Origin of the sequence: Coriobacterium glomerans PW2 (assembly GCF_000195315.1) — a bacterium.
Taxonomy (GTDB): Bacteria; Actinomycetota; Coriobacteriia; order Coriobacteriales; family Coriobacteriaceae; genus Coriobacterium; species Coriobacterium glomerans.
Genome location: NC_015389.1, coordinates 1,021,907 through 1,037,857 on the forward strand (window position 1 = coordinate 1,021,907; position 15,951 = coordinate 1,037,857).

13 protein-coding genes are annotated in these 15,951 nt (G+C 64.1%); all 13 read left to right on the forward strand.

The window, feature by feature from the left end; translation table 11 throughout:
• Positions 1–11: 11 nt before the first annotated feature.
• The 13 genes from CORGL_RS04445 (at position 12) to tsf (ending at position 15,871) form a co-directional block, all read left to right on the forward strand.
• Positions 12–914 (forward strand): glycine--tRNA ligase subunit alpha, encoded by a 903-nt coding sequence (locus CORGL_RS04445; protein ID WP_013708729.1) that lies wholly within the window; start codon positions 12–14, stop codon positions 912–914.
• Between the two features lie 2 nt (positions 915–916).
• Complete coding sequence (glyS, locus tag CORGL_RS04450; RefSeq protein ID WP_013708730.1) at positions 917–3,013, forward strand: glycine--tRNA ligase subunit beta; 2,097 nt, start codon at positions 917–919, stop codon at positions 3,011–3,013.
• 12 nt (positions 3,014–3,025) lie between these two features.
• Positions 3,026–3,898, forward strand: coding sequence for a pyruvate, water dikinase regulatory protein (locus CORGL_RS04455; protein ID WP_013708731.1), 873 nt, complete (start codon positions 3,026–3,028; stop codon positions 3,896–3,898).
• Between the two features lie 179 nt (positions 3,899–4,077).
• Positions 4,078–6,882 carry a pyruvate, phosphate dikinase gene (ppdK, locus tag CORGL_RS04460; protein ID WP_172633535.1) on the forward strand — a complete coding sequence of 935 codons (2,805 nt, stop codon included), beginning with the start codon at positions 4,078–4,080 and terminating at the stop codon, positions 6,880–6,882.
• A 280-nt stretch (positions 6,883–7,162) separates the two neighbouring features.
• Positions 7,163–7,504 carry a 50S ribosomal protein L19 gene (gene rplS, locus CORGL_RS04465; protein WP_041739194.1) on the forward strand — a complete coding sequence of 114 codons (342 nt, stop codon included), beginning with the start codon at positions 7,163–7,165 and terminating at the stop codon, positions 7,502–7,504.
• 92 nt (positions 7,505–7,596) lie between these two features.
• Complete coding sequence (locus CORGL_RS04470) at positions 7,597–8,385, forward strand: ribonuclease HII (protein WP_013708734.1); 789 nt, start codon at positions 7,597–7,599, stop codon at positions 8,383–8,385.
• Between the two features lie 164 nt (positions 8,386–8,549).
• Positions 8,550–9,041 (forward strand): YraN family protein, encoded by a 492-nt coding sequence (locus tag CORGL_RS04475; RefSeq protein ID WP_013708735.1) that lies wholly within the window; start codon positions 8,550–8,552, stop codon positions 9,039–9,041.
• Positions 9,038–10,558: a YifB family Mg chelatase-like AAA ATPase gene (locus tag CORGL_RS04480; protein ID WP_013708736.1), complete on the forward strand. Its 1,521-nt coding sequence runs from the start codon at positions 9,038–9,040 to the stop codon at positions 10,556–10,558. The genes CORGL_RS04475 and CORGL_RS04480 overlap by 4 nt, the downstream gene beginning before the upstream one ends.
• Positions 10,555–11,529 (forward strand): DNA-processing protein DprA, encoded by a 975-nt coding sequence (locus tag CORGL_RS04485; protein WP_013708737.1) that lies wholly within the window; start codon positions 10,555–10,557, stop codon positions 11,527–11,529. The genes CORGL_RS04480 and CORGL_RS04485 overlap by 4 nt, the downstream gene beginning before the upstream one ends.
• On the forward strand, positions 11,519–12,850 hold the full coding sequence (trmFO, locus tag CORGL_RS04490) for a methylenetetrahydrofolate--tRNA-(uracil(54)-C(5))-methyltransferase (FADH(2)-oxidizing) TrmFO (protein WP_013708738.1): 1,332 nt from the start codon (positions 11,519–11,521) through the stop codon (positions 12,848–12,850). The genes CORGL_RS04485 and trmFO overlap by 11 nt, the downstream gene beginning before the upstream one ends.
• A 31-nt stretch (positions 12,851–12,881) precedes the next feature.
• A complete protein-coding gene (locus CORGL_RS04495) occupies positions 12,882–13,796 on the forward strand; it encodes a tyrosine recombinase XerC (RefSeq protein ID WP_013708739.1) in 915 nt (304 codons plus the stop codon).
• Between the two features lie 318 nt (positions 13,797–14,114).
• Positions 14,115–14,939, forward strand: a complete 825-nt coding sequence (rpsB, locus tag CORGL_RS04500) for a 30S ribosomal protein S2 (protein ID WP_013708740.1) — start codon at positions 14,115–14,117, stop codon at positions 14,937–14,939.
• Positions 14,940–14,992: 53 nt separating this feature from the next.
• Positions 14,993–15,871 carry a translation elongation factor Ts gene (tsf, locus tag CORGL_RS04505; protein WP_013708741.1) on the forward strand — a complete coding sequence of 293 codons (879 nt, stop codon included), beginning with the start codon at positions 14,993–14,995 and terminating at the stop codon, positions 15,869–15,871.
• Positions 15,872–15,951 lie beyond the last annotated feature (80 nt).

A 15,951-nucleotide genomic window follows, 5' to 3' on the forward strand; every position in this document is an offset into this window, starting at 1 on the left:
GTTCGCCAGCTATGATAGACTCATCGCTTTCTTTTCAGGATATCATTTCGAACCTTCAGAGGTTCTGGGCCGATCAGGGCTGCACCATCGTTCTGCCCTATGACAGCGAGGTGGGTGCGGGAACGTTTCACACCGCGACGCTGCTGCGCTCCCTGGGTCCGGATGACTGGCGTGCCTGCTACGCGCAGCCATGCCGCAGACCCGCTGACGGACGCTACGGCGAGAATCCCAACCGCATGCAGCACTACTACCAGTTCCAGGTCATCATGAAGCCGGCTCCCGAACGCAGCCAGGAGCTGTATCTGGATTCGCTTGCCGCGATCGGCATCGATGCGGCCGAGCACGATATCCGCTTCGTGGAGGACGACTGGGAGAGTCCGACGCTCGGCGCTTGGGGCCTCGGCTGGGAGGTGTGGCTCGACGGCATGGAGGTCACGCAGTACACCTACTTCCAGCAAGTGGGAGGTATCGAGTGCGACCCGGTTCCCGTGGAGATCACCTACGGCCTCGAGCGTCTGGCGATGTACATCCAAAAGGTCGATTCGGTCTACGATCTCATCTGGAGTCGCTCGCCGGATGGCCTGACCGTGACCTACGGCGATGTGTTTCTGGAAAACGAGCGAGAGTTCTCCGCTTACAACTTCGAGGTAGCCGACGTCGCTCTCATGAGATCGAAGTTCGACGATTACGAGGCCGAATGCCTCTCATGTCTGTCCGCGGGCCTGCCGTTGCCCGGATATGACTGCGTGCTCAAGTGCTCGCATGCATTCAACATTCTGGACGCGCGCGCCGCGCTGTCCGCTACAGAGCGCACGGCCTCGATCTTACGGGTTCGGACGCTCGCCAAGGCGTGCTGCGAGGCATGGATCAAAAAGAACGGGCACGGCTCGAGTGAGCCGGGAGACGAGGATTAGCCATGACTGGTCGCGACTATCTAATCGAGCTCGGATGCGAGGAGCTTCCCGCTCACCCTCTGTACCGAGCATGCGCGCAGTTCGGTGATCTCATCGAGCGCGGGCTCGCCGACGCCGGACTTGCCCATGGCCCCGTCCGGACGCTTTGCGCCCCTCGGCGCATGGCTGTTATCGTGGCCGATGTCGCTGCGGCCACAGAGGAGGTGTGTCAGAGCCTTCGCGGTCCGGCGGCCGCCATCGCCTTTGATTCCACCGGTGCGCCCACAAAGGCCGCAGAGGGTTTTGCGCGAGGTCGCAATGCGCGGACCGCCGATCTCGTCGTGCGCGATGACGGGGGTCGCGATTACGTGTTTCTGGATGTTTGGTGCCCGCCTCGATCTGCTCGCGACATCCTTGCGGATGCGGTTCCCTCCGCGATCGCGCGCGTGTCCTGGCCGCGCTCCCAGCGATGGGGAAGGCGTCCCGAACGCTTCGCGCGACCGATCCGGTGGCTTGTTTCGCTTCTTGGCGATACGGTGGTTCCGTTTTCGTTCGCCGGCGTGGAGGCGGGACGGCGCACCCGCGGGCTGCGCGTGCTCGGCGTCGAGCCGGAGCTGTCCTGCGCGGATGCCTATGAGCGGACGCTCGAGGATGCCGGCGTCATCGTGGACGCTCGCCGCCGCCGCGATATCATCGAGCGGGGAGTGCACGAGATCGAGCGCGATCTCGGCGCGCGCGCGGACATGCCGCGAAAGGTCTTCGAGGAGGTCGTGAACCTGGTCGAGTACCCGCGCGTGCTGCGCGGCTCCTTCGATGAGGCGTTCTTGGATGTGCCCCATGAGATCATCTGCGATTCCATGCTCTCCAACCAGCGCTACTTTCCGCTCTATGATGAACACGGCCGTCTGACGCGGAACTTCGTCCTCGTCGCGAACACTCCGCTGAGCGCTGAGCGCGAGATCATCGCCGGCAACGAGCGCGTCGTGCGCGCCCGACTCTTCGATGCGAAGTTCTTCTACGATGAGGATCTCGATGTGCCCCTCGAGACGCTTCGCGCGCGTCTCGAGCGCGTCGGCTTCCAGAAGAGGCTCGGCAGTCTGCTGCAGAAGTCCGATCGCATCGAACGGCTGGCCGCTCGTATCGCCCAGCGCGCCGGATTCGATGCGCAGCGCACCGCGGACACCTGCCGGGCGGCGCGCTTCGCCAAGGCGGATCTCGTTTCCGCAGCGGTCGTGGAGTTCACGAGCCAGCAGGGGGTCATGGGCGGCTATTACGCGCGTGCGGCCGGTGAGCCCGAGGAGGTGGCCGTCGCGATTCGAGATCACTACCGGCCTCGTTTCGCCGGTGACGCGCTGCCCGAGACCGTCATCGGGGCAGCCGTCGCGATCGCAGACAAGCTCGATACGATCGCGGGCATCTTCGCCGCCGACGAGGCGCCGACGGGCTCCTCGGATCCCTATGCCTTGCGACGGGCCGCCATCGGCATCATCGCCATCGCTCGCGACACGCTTCCGATCGATCTGGCTCCGCTCATAGAAGAAGCGCTGCGCGGCTATGCGGAGCAGGGGGTTGAATTCGATTTCGATGCGGTCGAGGCCGCGATTCGATCATTTATAGCCAACAGGCTCGTCGGCGTCGTCCGCGAGGAGGGTGCGGCACCGGATACCGCCCGCGCCGTCGCCTCGGTCGGGGTGATCTCACCCGCCGATTTCATCGACCGCTGCCTGGCTCTCGATGAGGCGCGCGAGCACGATCGCGACACCTTCGAAGATCTGGCGGTCGCCTACGCGCGCGCGAGCCACATCGCCGATCCCTCGCTCGGCATCGAGTGCGACCGCGCGCTCATGGGTACCGCCGAGATCGAGCTTCTGCTCGCGGTCGACGATGAGCGCGCCGTGGTCTCACGGGCCCTGCGGGATCGTGACTACGCCCGGTCGTTTTCCGCCTTGGCTGCGCTGCGGGTTCCGGTCGATCGATTCTTCGAGGAGGTCCTCGTCATGGACGAGGACCGCTCGCTGCGCGAGAACCGTCTCAAACTGCTCAACCGGTTCGTTGCCGTGTTCTCCGATGTGGCCGATATCGGCGAGCTCGCGCGAAAGCGACAGGCAGCCAGGCCCTAGGGAGGTACAATCATGGAAGCATGCCCCACCGCGGACGTCCCCCACGTCCATGTCATCTCCGATTCTCTGGGCGACACGGCCTTTGAGGTGGTGCGCGCCGCCGCCGGTCAGTTCGATGAGGGGATCATCGCGATCGACCGGCTTCCGAAGGTGCGCTCAGCCGAGCAGGTTCAGGCCTATCTCGTCCCCAGGATCGAGGCGGGGCAGCACATGGCGGCATTTCACACGATCGTCGAGCCGGTGCTTCATGCCGAGGTCGTGAACCTGCTGAGCGCGCTTCGGATTCCCTCGGTCGATCTGATGGCGCCAGCCATAGACACGATCTCCATTCTCGCCCAGGCCATTCCCAACGGAGTCCCCGGGTCCATACATCGGACCGATGATCAGTATTTCAAGCGCATCGCCTGCATGGAGTACTTCGTCGAGCACGACGACGGCCGAAACGCCGATGACATCGCCGAAGCTGACATCGTCTTGCTGGGCATCTCGCGCACCTCGAAGACACCGCTGTCGATGTATCTGGCCTACAGGGGCTACAAGGTCGCCAACATTCCGCTCGCACTCGGCGTGGAGCCGCCCGCTTCACTGTTCGAACTCGACCCGATTCACCTGTTCGGCTTGCTCTCGACCACCGATGTCATCGCAGGCATCCGAGACCGGCGTCTGGGTGACGACTTCGCGCGCGCGGTGGCTGGCAGCTATGCGGATCCAAGTGAGATCACTCGTGAGATGGACGAGGCCCGCGCTCTCATGCGCCGGCTCGGCTGCATGATCGTGCGCACCGACGGAAAGGCCATCGAGGAATCCGCATCCGAGATAGAGCGTCATCTCGAGACCGTGAAGGCGGCCCGCGCATCGCGATCCGCAAACACTTCTCGCGATTGATCCGCGCGGCCGCAGGATCGAGGCGGGCTCCATAGTGTGCACACGAAATGACCCGCTCGCCGCAAAATCAGTCTCGGCGGCGGAGCTTTTCGCAGTACCGAGAGGTAGAAGCCGTATCATTAAATGGTTGTAGAAGGACCGGTTCCTCTCTCTCCTCTGAGGAGTCGAGTCAGATCACGATGGTGCGGCATCTGCCGTCACCGAAAGGGGGAGTATCTGTGAGCGAACAGAAGAGAGTCTATCGGTTTGGCACCGATGCGCAGGGAAACGATGTGACCGAGGGCGGCGCCAGCATGAAGTTCGCACTCGGAGGCAAGGGTGCCAACCTCGCTGAGATGTGCCGCATCGGTCTTCCCGTTCCGGGGGGCTTCACCATCACCTGTCAGACCTGCGTCGAGTATTCCGGTGCCGGCAACGTGTGGCCCGAGGGCACGCTCGATGAGATCGATGCGGCGACGCGCGATCTCGAGCACCGGCAGGGCAAGAGCCTGGGCGATCCTCATGATCCGCTTCTGGTCTCCGTGCGTTCCGGGGCTCCGTTCTCGATGCCGGGCATGATGGATACCGTTTTGAATCTCGGTCTCAACGACGATTCCGTCCAGGGCCTTATCGAGCAGACGAAAAACCCGCACTTCGCTTGGGACTCATATCGCCGCTTCATTCAGATGTTCTCGAATGTCGTTCTCGGCATCGATTCGGACTACTTTGAGAACGCTCTCACCGAGAAGCGCATGGTCGCCGGTGTCAAGAGCGACTCAGAGCTTACAGCTGAGCAGCTGAAGGAACTCGTTTGCGAGTTCAGGGAGATCGCCGCGGAGCACATCTCCGCCGATGAGCACCCAGAGCTCGTGATCGAGGGCAAAGCCGTGTTTCCGACCGATCCCGAACTGCAGCTGAAACTCGCGATCGAAGCGGTGTTCGGCAGCTGGATGAACGAGCGCGCCTGCATCTACCGCAAGGCGAACGGCATTTCAGACGATCTGGGCACTGCGGTGAACGTGCAGGTCATGGTCTACGGCAACAAGGGGGAGACGTCCGCGACCGGCGTCGCGTTCACGCGCAACCCCGCCGATGGCACACGCGAGTTCTACGGCGATTTCCTCATCGACGCTCAGGGCGAGGATGTCGTGGCGGGCATCCGCAACACCGAGCCCATCTCCGATCTCAAGATCAAACCGGTGTTCGCACAGGCTGGCGAGCAGCTCGAGAGCATCTTCGGTATCCTCGAGAACCATTATCGCGACATGTGCGACATCGAGTTCACGATCGAGCAGGGCAAGCTCTACATGCTCCAGACGCGCGTCGGAAAGCGCACCGCGTCCGCGGCGCTCAAAATCGCCATAGACATGGTCGGGGAGGGCCTGATCTCCCGCGAGGAGGCCGTGAGCCGCATCGACCCCGCCCAGTTGGACCAGCTGCTCCATCCGCAGTTCGACACCGGCAGCGACATCGAGGTTCTCGCGCGCGGTCTGAACGCGAGCCCCGGGGCCGCCGTGGGCGCGATCGTGTTCTCCTCCGAGGACGCGGTGGCAGCCGCCGACGAGGGTCGCCCGGTCATCCTCGTGCGGTGGGAGACCAATCCGGATGATCTCAAGGGCATGGTCGCCGCCGAGGGCATACTCACGAGCCACGGCGGCAAGACGAGCCACGCAGCGGTCATCGCTCGCGGCATGGGCGCGCCGTGCGTCTGCGGTGTCGAATCGTTCTCGATCGATGCCGCAAACAAGGAGGTGCGCGTCGACGGAGCGGACATCGTCTTGCATGAGGGCGATATCATCTCGATCGACGGGACCTCGGGCATCGTCGTGCTCGGAGCCGTCGATCTCGTCTCGCCGGAGCTGACCGGGGATCTCGAGACGATCCTCGGTTGGGCCGACACGATCCGCATGGACAGCTCGAAGGGCACTCCGAACCGCGTGCGCGTCAACGCTGATAATCCCGCGGACGCGAAGCTCGCGCTCGAGTTCGGTGCGGAGGCGATAGGACTGTGCCGCACGGAGCACATGTTTTTGGGTGACCGGAAAAACATCATCCAGAGTTTCATCCTTACCGATGACGAACAGGTGAAGGCGAAGGCACTCGAAGATCTGCTTCGAGTCCAGACCGATGACTTCCTGCAGATGTTTCGCACGATGGACGGACGCGACGTCGTGGTTCGCCTCATCGATCCGCCTCTTCACGAGTTCTTGGACGATCCGCGTGAACTCGAGGTCGCAATCGCCAAGCGAGAGGTCGAGGGCGCGCCCGCCGACGAACTCGAGGCGCTGAGGAAGCGTCTTCGCGATATCGACGGCATGGTCGAATCCAACCCCATGCTCGGCCTGCGCGGCGTCCGTCTCTCGATCGTCTACCCCGATCTGCCTCTCATGCAGGTTCGCGCTATCGCGACGGCAGCGGCGCGTCTCAAGCGCGACGAGGGGCTCAATCCTCATCCGGAGGTGCTCGTGCCGCTGGTCGCCATCGCGCAGGAGCATGTCCAGACCCGAGCCGTCATCGAGCGGGTCGTCGCCGAGGTTGCCGAGGAGTTCGGCATCCGGCTCGACATACCGGTCGGCACGATGTTCGAGCTGCCGCGCGCCTGCATGGTGGCGGATGCGATCGCGGAGCACTCCGATTTCTTCAGCTTCGGTACGAACGACCTCACTCAGACGACGTTCGGCTTCTCACGTGATGACGCCGAAGCGAAATTCATTCCTATCTACCTGCATAAGAAGATTCTCGAGTCCAATCCCTTCGAGACGATCGACGATGTCGTCGTCGAGCTCGTCAAGATGGCGGTTGACAAGAGCCGCGCGACGAAAGACGGCCTCATGTGCGGTGTCTGCGGCGAGCACGGCGGGGATCCGGCTTCCATCATGAAGCTGTTCAACGTCGCCGGCGTCGACTACGTGTCCTGCTCTCCGTATCGCGTCCCGGTGGCGCGTCTGGCGGCCGCCCAGGCGAAGCTGGAAGCCGAGCAGGGTTTCTCCACGCAGGACAAGTGAGCTCGCGACCGGTTCGTTTCGGTTGAATCGGAGATCTGATCGTCGGGGCGCCGCTTGGGCGCCCCGACGCGTCTCGCACGCCTCCGCTTTCTATCTGCGCGCTCGGCTCGCGTCGGCTTCACGATCATTTGATGCGCCGATCGCTCATCCTTTGTGCTCGGATGCTCGAATCATGCGAGATTCTTCTTGCGGGCGGAGCGCGTCCGCGTATAATGATCTCGTTTGTTCAACTATGTGCCGTGCCCGCGTGCCGGCACCTCTAGAGGAGTAGGGAATGCAGATGGATTTCATTCGCGCAATCGAGCGGCAGCAGATCCGTGAGGATCTCCCCCAGGTCCGCGTTGGAGACAACGTCAAGGTCCACTATCGCATCAAGGAGGGAGACCGCGAGCGCATCCAGATATTTCAGGGCGATGTCATCCGCATGAGCGGGGGTTCGTCTCGCGAAACGTTCACCGTACGCAAGATCTCGTTCAGCGTGGGTGTGGAGCGCACGTTTCCGCTTCATAGTCCCAAGATCGCGAAGCTCGAGGTCGTTCGCCACGGTCGCGTGCGTCGCGCCAAGCTTTACTACCTGCGTGACAAAATCGGCAAGGCGGCGCGCATCCCAGAGAGGCGCTAGGGATCGGCATCGCGGCACGGCTGATCGCGCCGCGATCAGCCGTCGCTTCGGGTCGCCTTCAGGGGCGGCCCGTTTTTTTTAAGGTGATCTTCATGGCAAATCTCACGAGTTCGGCCTCTGCGGCGCATGTCGCCGCTCTGCTTTCGAGTGCGGACATCGACGATATCCAGACGATAGCCGATCGTTACCGAGATGACCCGCGCATTCAGGTGCAGAAGGCTCGCGCTGTCGCCCTCAGGCGCCTCGAGCGCGAGCGCCTCGAGCGCGAGCGCGTCCGCGCGATGTATGAGATGCAGACGCGTCTCGGCGGGCGAGGAGTTGTGATCGGGGTGGACGAGGTGGGGCGCGGCTCGGTGGCCGGCCCGCTCACCGTGTGCGCCGTCTGCCTGCCGCCGACGCCGATCATCTGGGGTGTAAACGATTCAAAACGGCTGTCTGCGGCGAAGCGCCAGAAACTCGCCGCCCGCATAGAGCGCATCGCTCGAGCGATCGGCATATGTCATATCCCGGCGTGCGATATCGATCGATGCGGCATGGGCGCGGCCCTGCGTCACGCGGTCCGTCTCGCCGTGGCGGACTGCGGTCTCGAGCCCGACTGCGTTCTCATGGACGGCAACCCTCTCGGCGCCGTCGAGCGCGAGCGCTGCGTGGTGCACGGTGACGCATTGGTCGCCTCCATCGCGGCGGCCTCCATCGTGGCGAAGGTCACCCGTGACGACCTCATGATTGAGCTCGATAGCACCTACCCGGGCTACCACCTCGCAGCATCGAAGGGCTACGCGTCCCCTGAGCACATCGAGGCCATCCGCGAGCGCGGCCTCACGCCTGAACACCGCGCGAGCTTCTGTGGAAACTTCGTGCAGACCCTGCCGCTGTTTTGATGACAGCATATCGCTGTGCGCCGTTTCGGCGCGGCGGGGAGCGGCCCTGATCCAGTTCGTGTCAGCTTTCGGCGAGAAACCCGCATCTTCGCGTTACATCTTTCAAGACCCCTGTCAGATCCGCTGTGCACACTGTCCCTCGAAGTCGAGGAGAGGGGCAGATCATGCATGCAACCGATCGCAATGGCGTCACCGCGTCCGCTGAGGGCGATGAGATCACGCGAAAACGATGTCATGCCCCGGCAGAGACCGATTCGAGTCTGCTCGATGGACTCACTCCCCATGAGCTGGGCCGCGTCGGCGAGCTGATCGTCGCGAGCTATCTGGAGGAGCGCGGCTACGAGATTCTCGAGAGGGGATACCGATGTCGGGAGGGCGAGGCGGATCTCATCGCGCGCGATGCGGTCGAGGACGAGATCGTGCTCGTCGAGGTCAAGACCAGACGGCGCGGACGCGCGGACGCGACCATCTGTCCCGAGGACGCCGTGGATGCGCGCAAACGGCGACGCTATCGACGCATCGCTGCGTGCTACGTCCAACAGCGAACCGAGGAGCGCGCGATCCGCTTCGACGTGGTGAGCGTGACGGTGTCACCGGGGAACGTAGCTGATATCATGCACATCTTCGATGCGTTCGATGGAGGGGACAGGCGGTGAGCCCACAGGCGTTCGCGCTGCATGCGGCGTGCATCCGCGGGGTCGATGCGTGCCCGGTGACGGTAGAGGTCGCGATGGCGGGGGGCCTGCCCGGCATATCCATCGTCGGCATGGCCGACGCCGCGGTACTCGAGGCGCGCTCGCGCATACGCTGCGCCATGCGCGCAGCGGGATTCGAGGTCCCTAGAAAAAGCATCACCGTGAACCTTGCCCCCGGCGACATGCGCAAGACCGGATCGGGCTTCGATCTTCCCATAGCCGTGGCGATCCTGGCCGCCTCGTCGCAGATTCCCGTAGCGGGTCTCGATGGATGCCTCCTCGTCGGCGAGCTCGCGCTGGACGGCGCGGTCTGTCCGGTCAAAGGCGAGGTCGCCTACCAGATTCTCGCCCGCGATGCCGATCTCGAGCTTCTCGGCGCCCGATCCGAGGAGCATGTGGCCATCGATGGGATTCGGCAGGGGTACCTGAGAAGCCTCGATGAGATGCGATCCGGAGTCGAGGCGGCTCATCGCGCGCGGCGCGTCGATGCGGACCTCGCGCGCGTCTCGACCGAGTGCTGCGACTACGCCGATGTGCTCGGGCAGGAGATGGTCAAGCGCGGCATCGCGGTCGCCGCCGCAGGCGATCTCGGGCTGCTGATGATCGGTGCACCCGGATCGGGTAAGTCCATGCTGGCAAGACGCATGACCACTATCTTGCCCGAGCTCGCTGCATCCGATCAGCAGGATGCGCTTCGCATCCACTCGGTGGCAGGCGAGCCGATCGAGGATTTGATGCGAGGTCGGAGGCCCTTCAGGTGCCCTCATCACAGCATCTCCCTTGCAGGACTCATCGGCGGAGGCCGCCCTGTTCGGCCGGGGGAGATCAGCCTCGCGCACGGAGGCGTCCTCTTCCTCGATGAGCTGGCCGAGTTCCCGGCGCACGTTCTCCAAGGGCTCAGACAGCCCTTGGAAGAGGGACAGGTGCGCATCGTCAGAGTGGATGGACTCTATGCCTTTCCCGCCTCGTTCCAGCTGCTCGCGGCGAGCAATCCGTGCCCATGCGGCTATTTGGGCGATCGGGACGTGCCCTGCACGTGTCGGCCGGATGGCGTGCAGCGCTACCGGGCGAAGCTGGGCGGACCGCTCGCTGATCGCATCGACCTCATGATCGATGTCGCCCGTCCGGATCCAAGGCTCATCATCGAGGGCGCCCAGGGACTCGATTCAGCGGAGATGCGGCGCTGGGTGAGTAAAGGTCGCTCGTTTCGGGCGTGGCGGGTTCACGGCGATCCGGCTCGGATGCGGCCGCACAACAGCGGAGAGCAGACGCGAGACAGCATCGGCCGCGCGTTCGATCTCGACGATCGCGCCGAGCGCGCGGTGCTCGATCTCGCGCGCCGCACGCACCTCACCGGAAGGGGCATCTCGAGACTGTGCCGCATCGCGCGCACGATCGCCGATATGGAGGAATCGATGCGCATACAGACCGAACACGTTCTGGAAGCCGCGATGTACCAAGGCAGGAGGCAGCAATGAGCGAGCCGCCCCTCACGGACGATCGCCATGTGATCGCTTTGGATGATCCCCGCTACCCAAAGGGCGTCGCAGCGCTTCCCGCTGCGCCGAAACGCCTCTGGGTGCTCGGTGACCCACAGGAGCTGGCCGGTCCCTGCTTGGCGATCATCGGCGCCAGACGCGCCACCCCCTATGGAATCGCCTGCGCCGAGCTTGCCGCCCGCGTCGCCGCCGAATCGGGTGTCACCGTCGTATCCGGTGCCGCCCGAGGTTGCGACAGGGCGGCGGGGGCGGCCGCCCTTGAGGCCGGTGGCCGTCATATCGCCGTACTCGGATGCGGAGCCGATGTCGTCTACCCCAAATCAAGCGCGCGGCTGCTGCGCGACACGATCGAGGGCGCGGGCGCCGTCGTATCGCTCGACCCGTGGGGGACGCCGCCGCGCAGATATGCGTTTCCGAGACGCAATCGCGTCATAGCCGCGCTGAGCCGCGCGGTGTTCGTCTCAGAGGCCGGCATGCCCTCGGGCACCTTCTCGACGGCGGAAGCAGCTTCGGAGCTGGGGCGCGAGCTGCTCGCTGCCCCCGGATCCATCTTCTCGCCGCCGTCACGGGGCGCGAACTACCTGATCTGCTGCGGCGCGTGCTGCATCGCCGACGAGGAGGCTCTCGAAATGGCTCTGTCGAGAATCTTCGGCGTCCTGCGGCGCGGCGAGCAGCGCGCCCCGGAGCGCCCATGCGACGATGCGGTTCAAGACAGAGCCATGAGGGCTCTCGTCGCCTCCCCGCTGCGCCTGGAGGAGCTGGCGGCTCTCCTCGAGCTGGATGTCCTCTCCTGCACGCGCTTCGTGAGCACCCTGCAGATCGATGGCCTCGTCGAGCAGCTGTTTGATGGACGTTACGCGCCGACGAAAAACTATCTTGGCGCGCGGACGCGCTTCGGGCACAATGGGGGTGACAGCAGCGACAAGGGGGCAGCTCAGCATGATTCATGAGAAGGTGAGCGTCATCGGCGCCGGGCTCGCGGGCTGCGAGTGCGCGCTCACCCTGGCAGACAGAGGCGTGGCGGTGCAGCTGTACGAGATGCGGCCCCGGCGCTCGTCTCCGGCGCACCACACCGATCGACTCGCCGAGCTCGTCTGCTCGAACTCGTTCAAGGCGACACGCCGCGATTCGGCCGCCGGTCTGCTCAAAGAGGAGATTCGACGTCTGGGATCCCATCTTTTGAAATGCGCGGAGCAGGCGTCGATCCCGGCCGGCGGCGCTCTGGCCGTCGACCGTCAGCGCTTCTCCGAACTCGTGGAGGCCGAGATCGCCTCTCATCGGGCAATCGAGGTCGTTCGTCGGGAGGTCTGCTCGATTCCCGCCGGCCCTGTCGTCATAGCAGCCGGACCTCTCTGCTCGCCTGCGCTCGCCGAGGCGGTGCGAGACCTGGTGGGCGCGGAGTCGCTCTCGTTTTTCGATGCGGCCGCACCGATCGTCGACGCCTCCACGCTCGACATGGACGTCCTGTTCGAGCAGTCCCGCTATGAGCGGGCGGGTGGCGATTACCTGAACGCGCCCCTCGACAGGCGGAGCTATGAGGCGTTTATCACCGAATTGATCGGAGCGGATCGGGTCAATCTCCGGGACTTCGAGAGAAAGGAACTGTTTCAGGCATGCCAGCCCGCAGAGGAGGTAGCTCGCAGTGGCCGCGACGCGATCCGCTTCGGGGCGATGAAACCGGTCGGCCTGATCGACCCGCGCACGGGTGCTCGCCCATGGGCGGTGCTCCAGCTGCGCGCCGAGAACGCGGCCCGCTCGGCTTACAATCTCGTGGGCTTTCAGACCAATCTGACGTTTCCCGAGCAGAAACGGGTTTTTCGCATGGTGCCCGGCCTCGGCCATGCCGAGTTCTTTCGCATGGGCGTCATGCATCGCAACACATTCGTGGACGCGCCGCACGTGCTCGACTCTTCGTTCGCTGTGCCCGAAACCCAAGTCAGGCTCGCCGGCCAGATCACCGGTACGGAGGGCTATACGGAGGCGATCGCGAGCGGCCTGCTCGCGGGTTTGAACACGTTTTGCGACCTTGCGGGCGCGCAGCGCGTGCATCTGCCCGTATCAGGCGCGCTCGCATCGCTCGTCGGCTACGCCACCGATCCGGCCACGGTGCGCTATCAGCCCATGCATGTGAACTTTGGTCTGGTTCCCCCGCTGCCCGCCGGCGTCCGGCTCGGCAAGCGAGATCGCTACCGGGCATATGCGCGACGGGCGCTCGAGAGCCTCGATGCGTTCATCGCAGAGCGCATCGATGTGTTCGCGGGTCCCCGGTAGCCGGATCATGGGACGCGCGGAGCATGACCGAATGTCCCCTGAGAGCGTCATCGAGGGCTTCATAGACTTTCTCCTGCAGGTGGACGGCTGCTCGCCTGAGACGGCACGCGCCTACGAGGGACATCTTCGCGCTTATCTGAGCTGGCAGCGGCGAGCGCACCTGGACGGACTCGTCCTCGAAGTTCCCGTGGTGAGAAGTTATCTGGCCGACCTCTATGATGCGCGCCGCTCACCTCGTACGATCGCCGCGCACCTCTCCGCGATCCGCTCCCTGTCGCGCTGGCTGCTGCTCGAGGGGATCACAAAGACCGATGCGGTTGCCACGATGCAGACGCCGAGAATCCCCACAGGTCTGCCGAGGACCCTCACGCAACAGCAGATGGAGCAGCTCCTCGCCCTCCCCGACACCGCATCGCCGACCGGTTCGCGCGATGCCGCCATACTCGAACTCCTCTACGCGAGCGGTGCGCGCATCTCTGAGATCGCAGCGCTCGACATCGCCTCGCTCGATGCCGAGCAGCGATGCGTTCGTCTGCTCGGCAAGGGTTCCAAAGAGCGGATCGTCCCGCTGTACCGACGAGCTCTGAGGCGACTCGTCTCCTACCTCGATGAGGGCAGGCCGCTGCTCATCCGTTCGCGGACGCTCGCAAGCGATTCGGACCGGACGGCGCTGTTCCTCTCGAGGCGGGGGCGGCGCATGAGCGCGGACTCACTCAGATGTCGGTTCAGAGCCTATGCGCGCATCGCGGGTCTGCCAGCAGACATCACGCCGCACGCGATGCGCCACACGTTCGCGACCGACTTGCTCGCCGGCGGGGCCGACATGCGCTCGGTACAGGAGCTGCTGGGTCACGCGAGCCTCGCGACGACGCAGCTCTACACCCATCTGACGCCGGAGAGAATGAAAGACGCGCTGCGACGGGCGCATCCGCGAAGCGGGATGTGAGCCGGCCAGCTGGTGGCTCTCGACGCTGCGCGCGATATCAGCGAGCGGCACCGGGTCGGCTGTCGCGTACCGCGGATCTGCGCGACCCTGCGCCCTGCGCGAGGTCGTGCGATCTGGCTCACAGCTCGCACACATGCTCTTGATCAGAGGCTTGGAACCACGATTGCAACCTGTTATCATGTTTCGGGCTGTCATGTGGCAGCTGTCACTATCACACACGTGCGGATACTCTACGATCGTGGTGCCCGAACTTAGGTAGCACAGGTTCGGGTGATCGGAGAGGCTGACTTCGTGCGGAGGCGAACCACTGGAGGAATCATGGCTACCAAGATCAACGTCCATACCCTGCTCGAGGCCGGCTGCCATTTCGGTCATCAGACCCGGCGCTGGGACCCGAAGATGAAACCCTATATCTTCGGCGAGCGCAACGGCATCTACATCCTCGATCTCAAGCAGACCATCATCAACGCCGACCAGGCCTATTCGTTTGTCAAGCGAGTCGCGAAGAGCGGCAAGCTGCTCATCGTCGGTACGAAGAAGCAGGCGCAGGAGGCCGTCAGGACCGCGGCCGAGCGCGCCGGCATGCCCTACATCAATCAGCGCTGGCTCGGCGGCATGCTCACGAACTTCATGACCATCCGCTCCAGGATCGATCGCATGGAGGAGCTCGAGACGATGGTGGAGGACGGTCGGATGGCCGTGCTCCCGAAAAAGGAGCAGGCGGTTCTCGGCAAGCAGCTCTCCAAGCTCCAGACGAACCTCGGAGGCGCACGCGATCTGAAGGGTCTGCCGCAGGCTCTGTTCGTCATCGACACGAAGCGCGAGGAGAACGCCATCAGGGAGGCGCGCCGCCTGAACATCCCGGTCGTCGCCCTCATCGATACCAATTCGGATCCAGATGAGGTCACCTACGGAATCCCCTGCAACGATGACGCCATCTCCTCGATCACGCTCATGTGCGAGCTCATCGCCGATGCCTGCCAAGCGGGCTCGGGCAAAGAGGAGATCAGCGAGTCCGAGATGATGGGCGAGCCGGCTCCCTCGGCCTCTGAGCCCTCAACGCCGGCGTCTGCACCCGAGCCTGCGGCCGCCGCATCCGCTGCGGCTCCCGAGGCGGCGGATGCGGCTTCCCCGGATGCCTGATCCCGCCGAGTCTTTTCGGATCGACTCTGTCACCCCAATCGAAAGGAGCCACCATGGCAAACATCAGTGCCGCCTTGGTCAAGCAGCTTCGTGAAATGACCGACTCCCCCATGATGGAGTGCAAGAAAGCACTCGTCGAGGCTGAGGGAGATCTGGATTCCGCCATCGATATCCTGCGCAGAAACGGTCTGGCGGCAGCCGCCAAGAAGGCCGGCCGCGACACGAACGAGGGGGCGATCGGCGCATACGTCTCCGATGATCTCAAGATCGGCTCGCTCGTGGAGGTCGCGTGCGAGACGGATTTCGTCGCCTCGAACCCCCGATTCACTGGTTTCACCACCAGACTCGCCGAGATCGTCGCATCCGAGCAGCCCGAGGATATCGATGCGCTCCTGGGATGTCCCTATGAGGGAGAGACGGTTCAGGACGCGCTCACCGAGCTCATTCACGTCATCGGCGAGAACATGAAGATCTCCCGCCTCGTTTTGCGCCGCGCCGATGCCGGTGCCCTGTCGAGCTACGTGCATATGGGAGGCAAGATCGCCGTTCTCGTCGAGTTCGCCTTCGAGCACCCGTCGACCTCTGCGGCCGAGCCCTATCTGGTCTTCGCCCATGATGTCGCCATGCAGGTCGCGGCGGCGGCGCCGACAGCGGCGGTGCGAGAGGACGTCCCCGCAGATGTCATCGATCATGAGATCTCGATCTACAAGGCCCAGGCCGCCCAGTCCGGCAAGCCGGAGGCCATTCAAGAGAAGATGGCGACCGGGCGACTCGAGAAGTACTTCAAAAGCTTCGTCCTCAATGAGCAGGAGTTCATCAAGGATCCCGGCATCACGATCGACGCGTACGCGGCAAACGTATCTGAACAGGTCGGCGATAAGATCTCCATCGTCGGATTCGACCGTCTCGAGCGCGGTGGCTCTGAGGCTTAGCCGTCCCAGGCGATGAATTGGAAGCGGGCTGTTGGTTTCTACCTGCAGCCCGCTTTTCCATGGGCTCGTGTCGCTTCTTT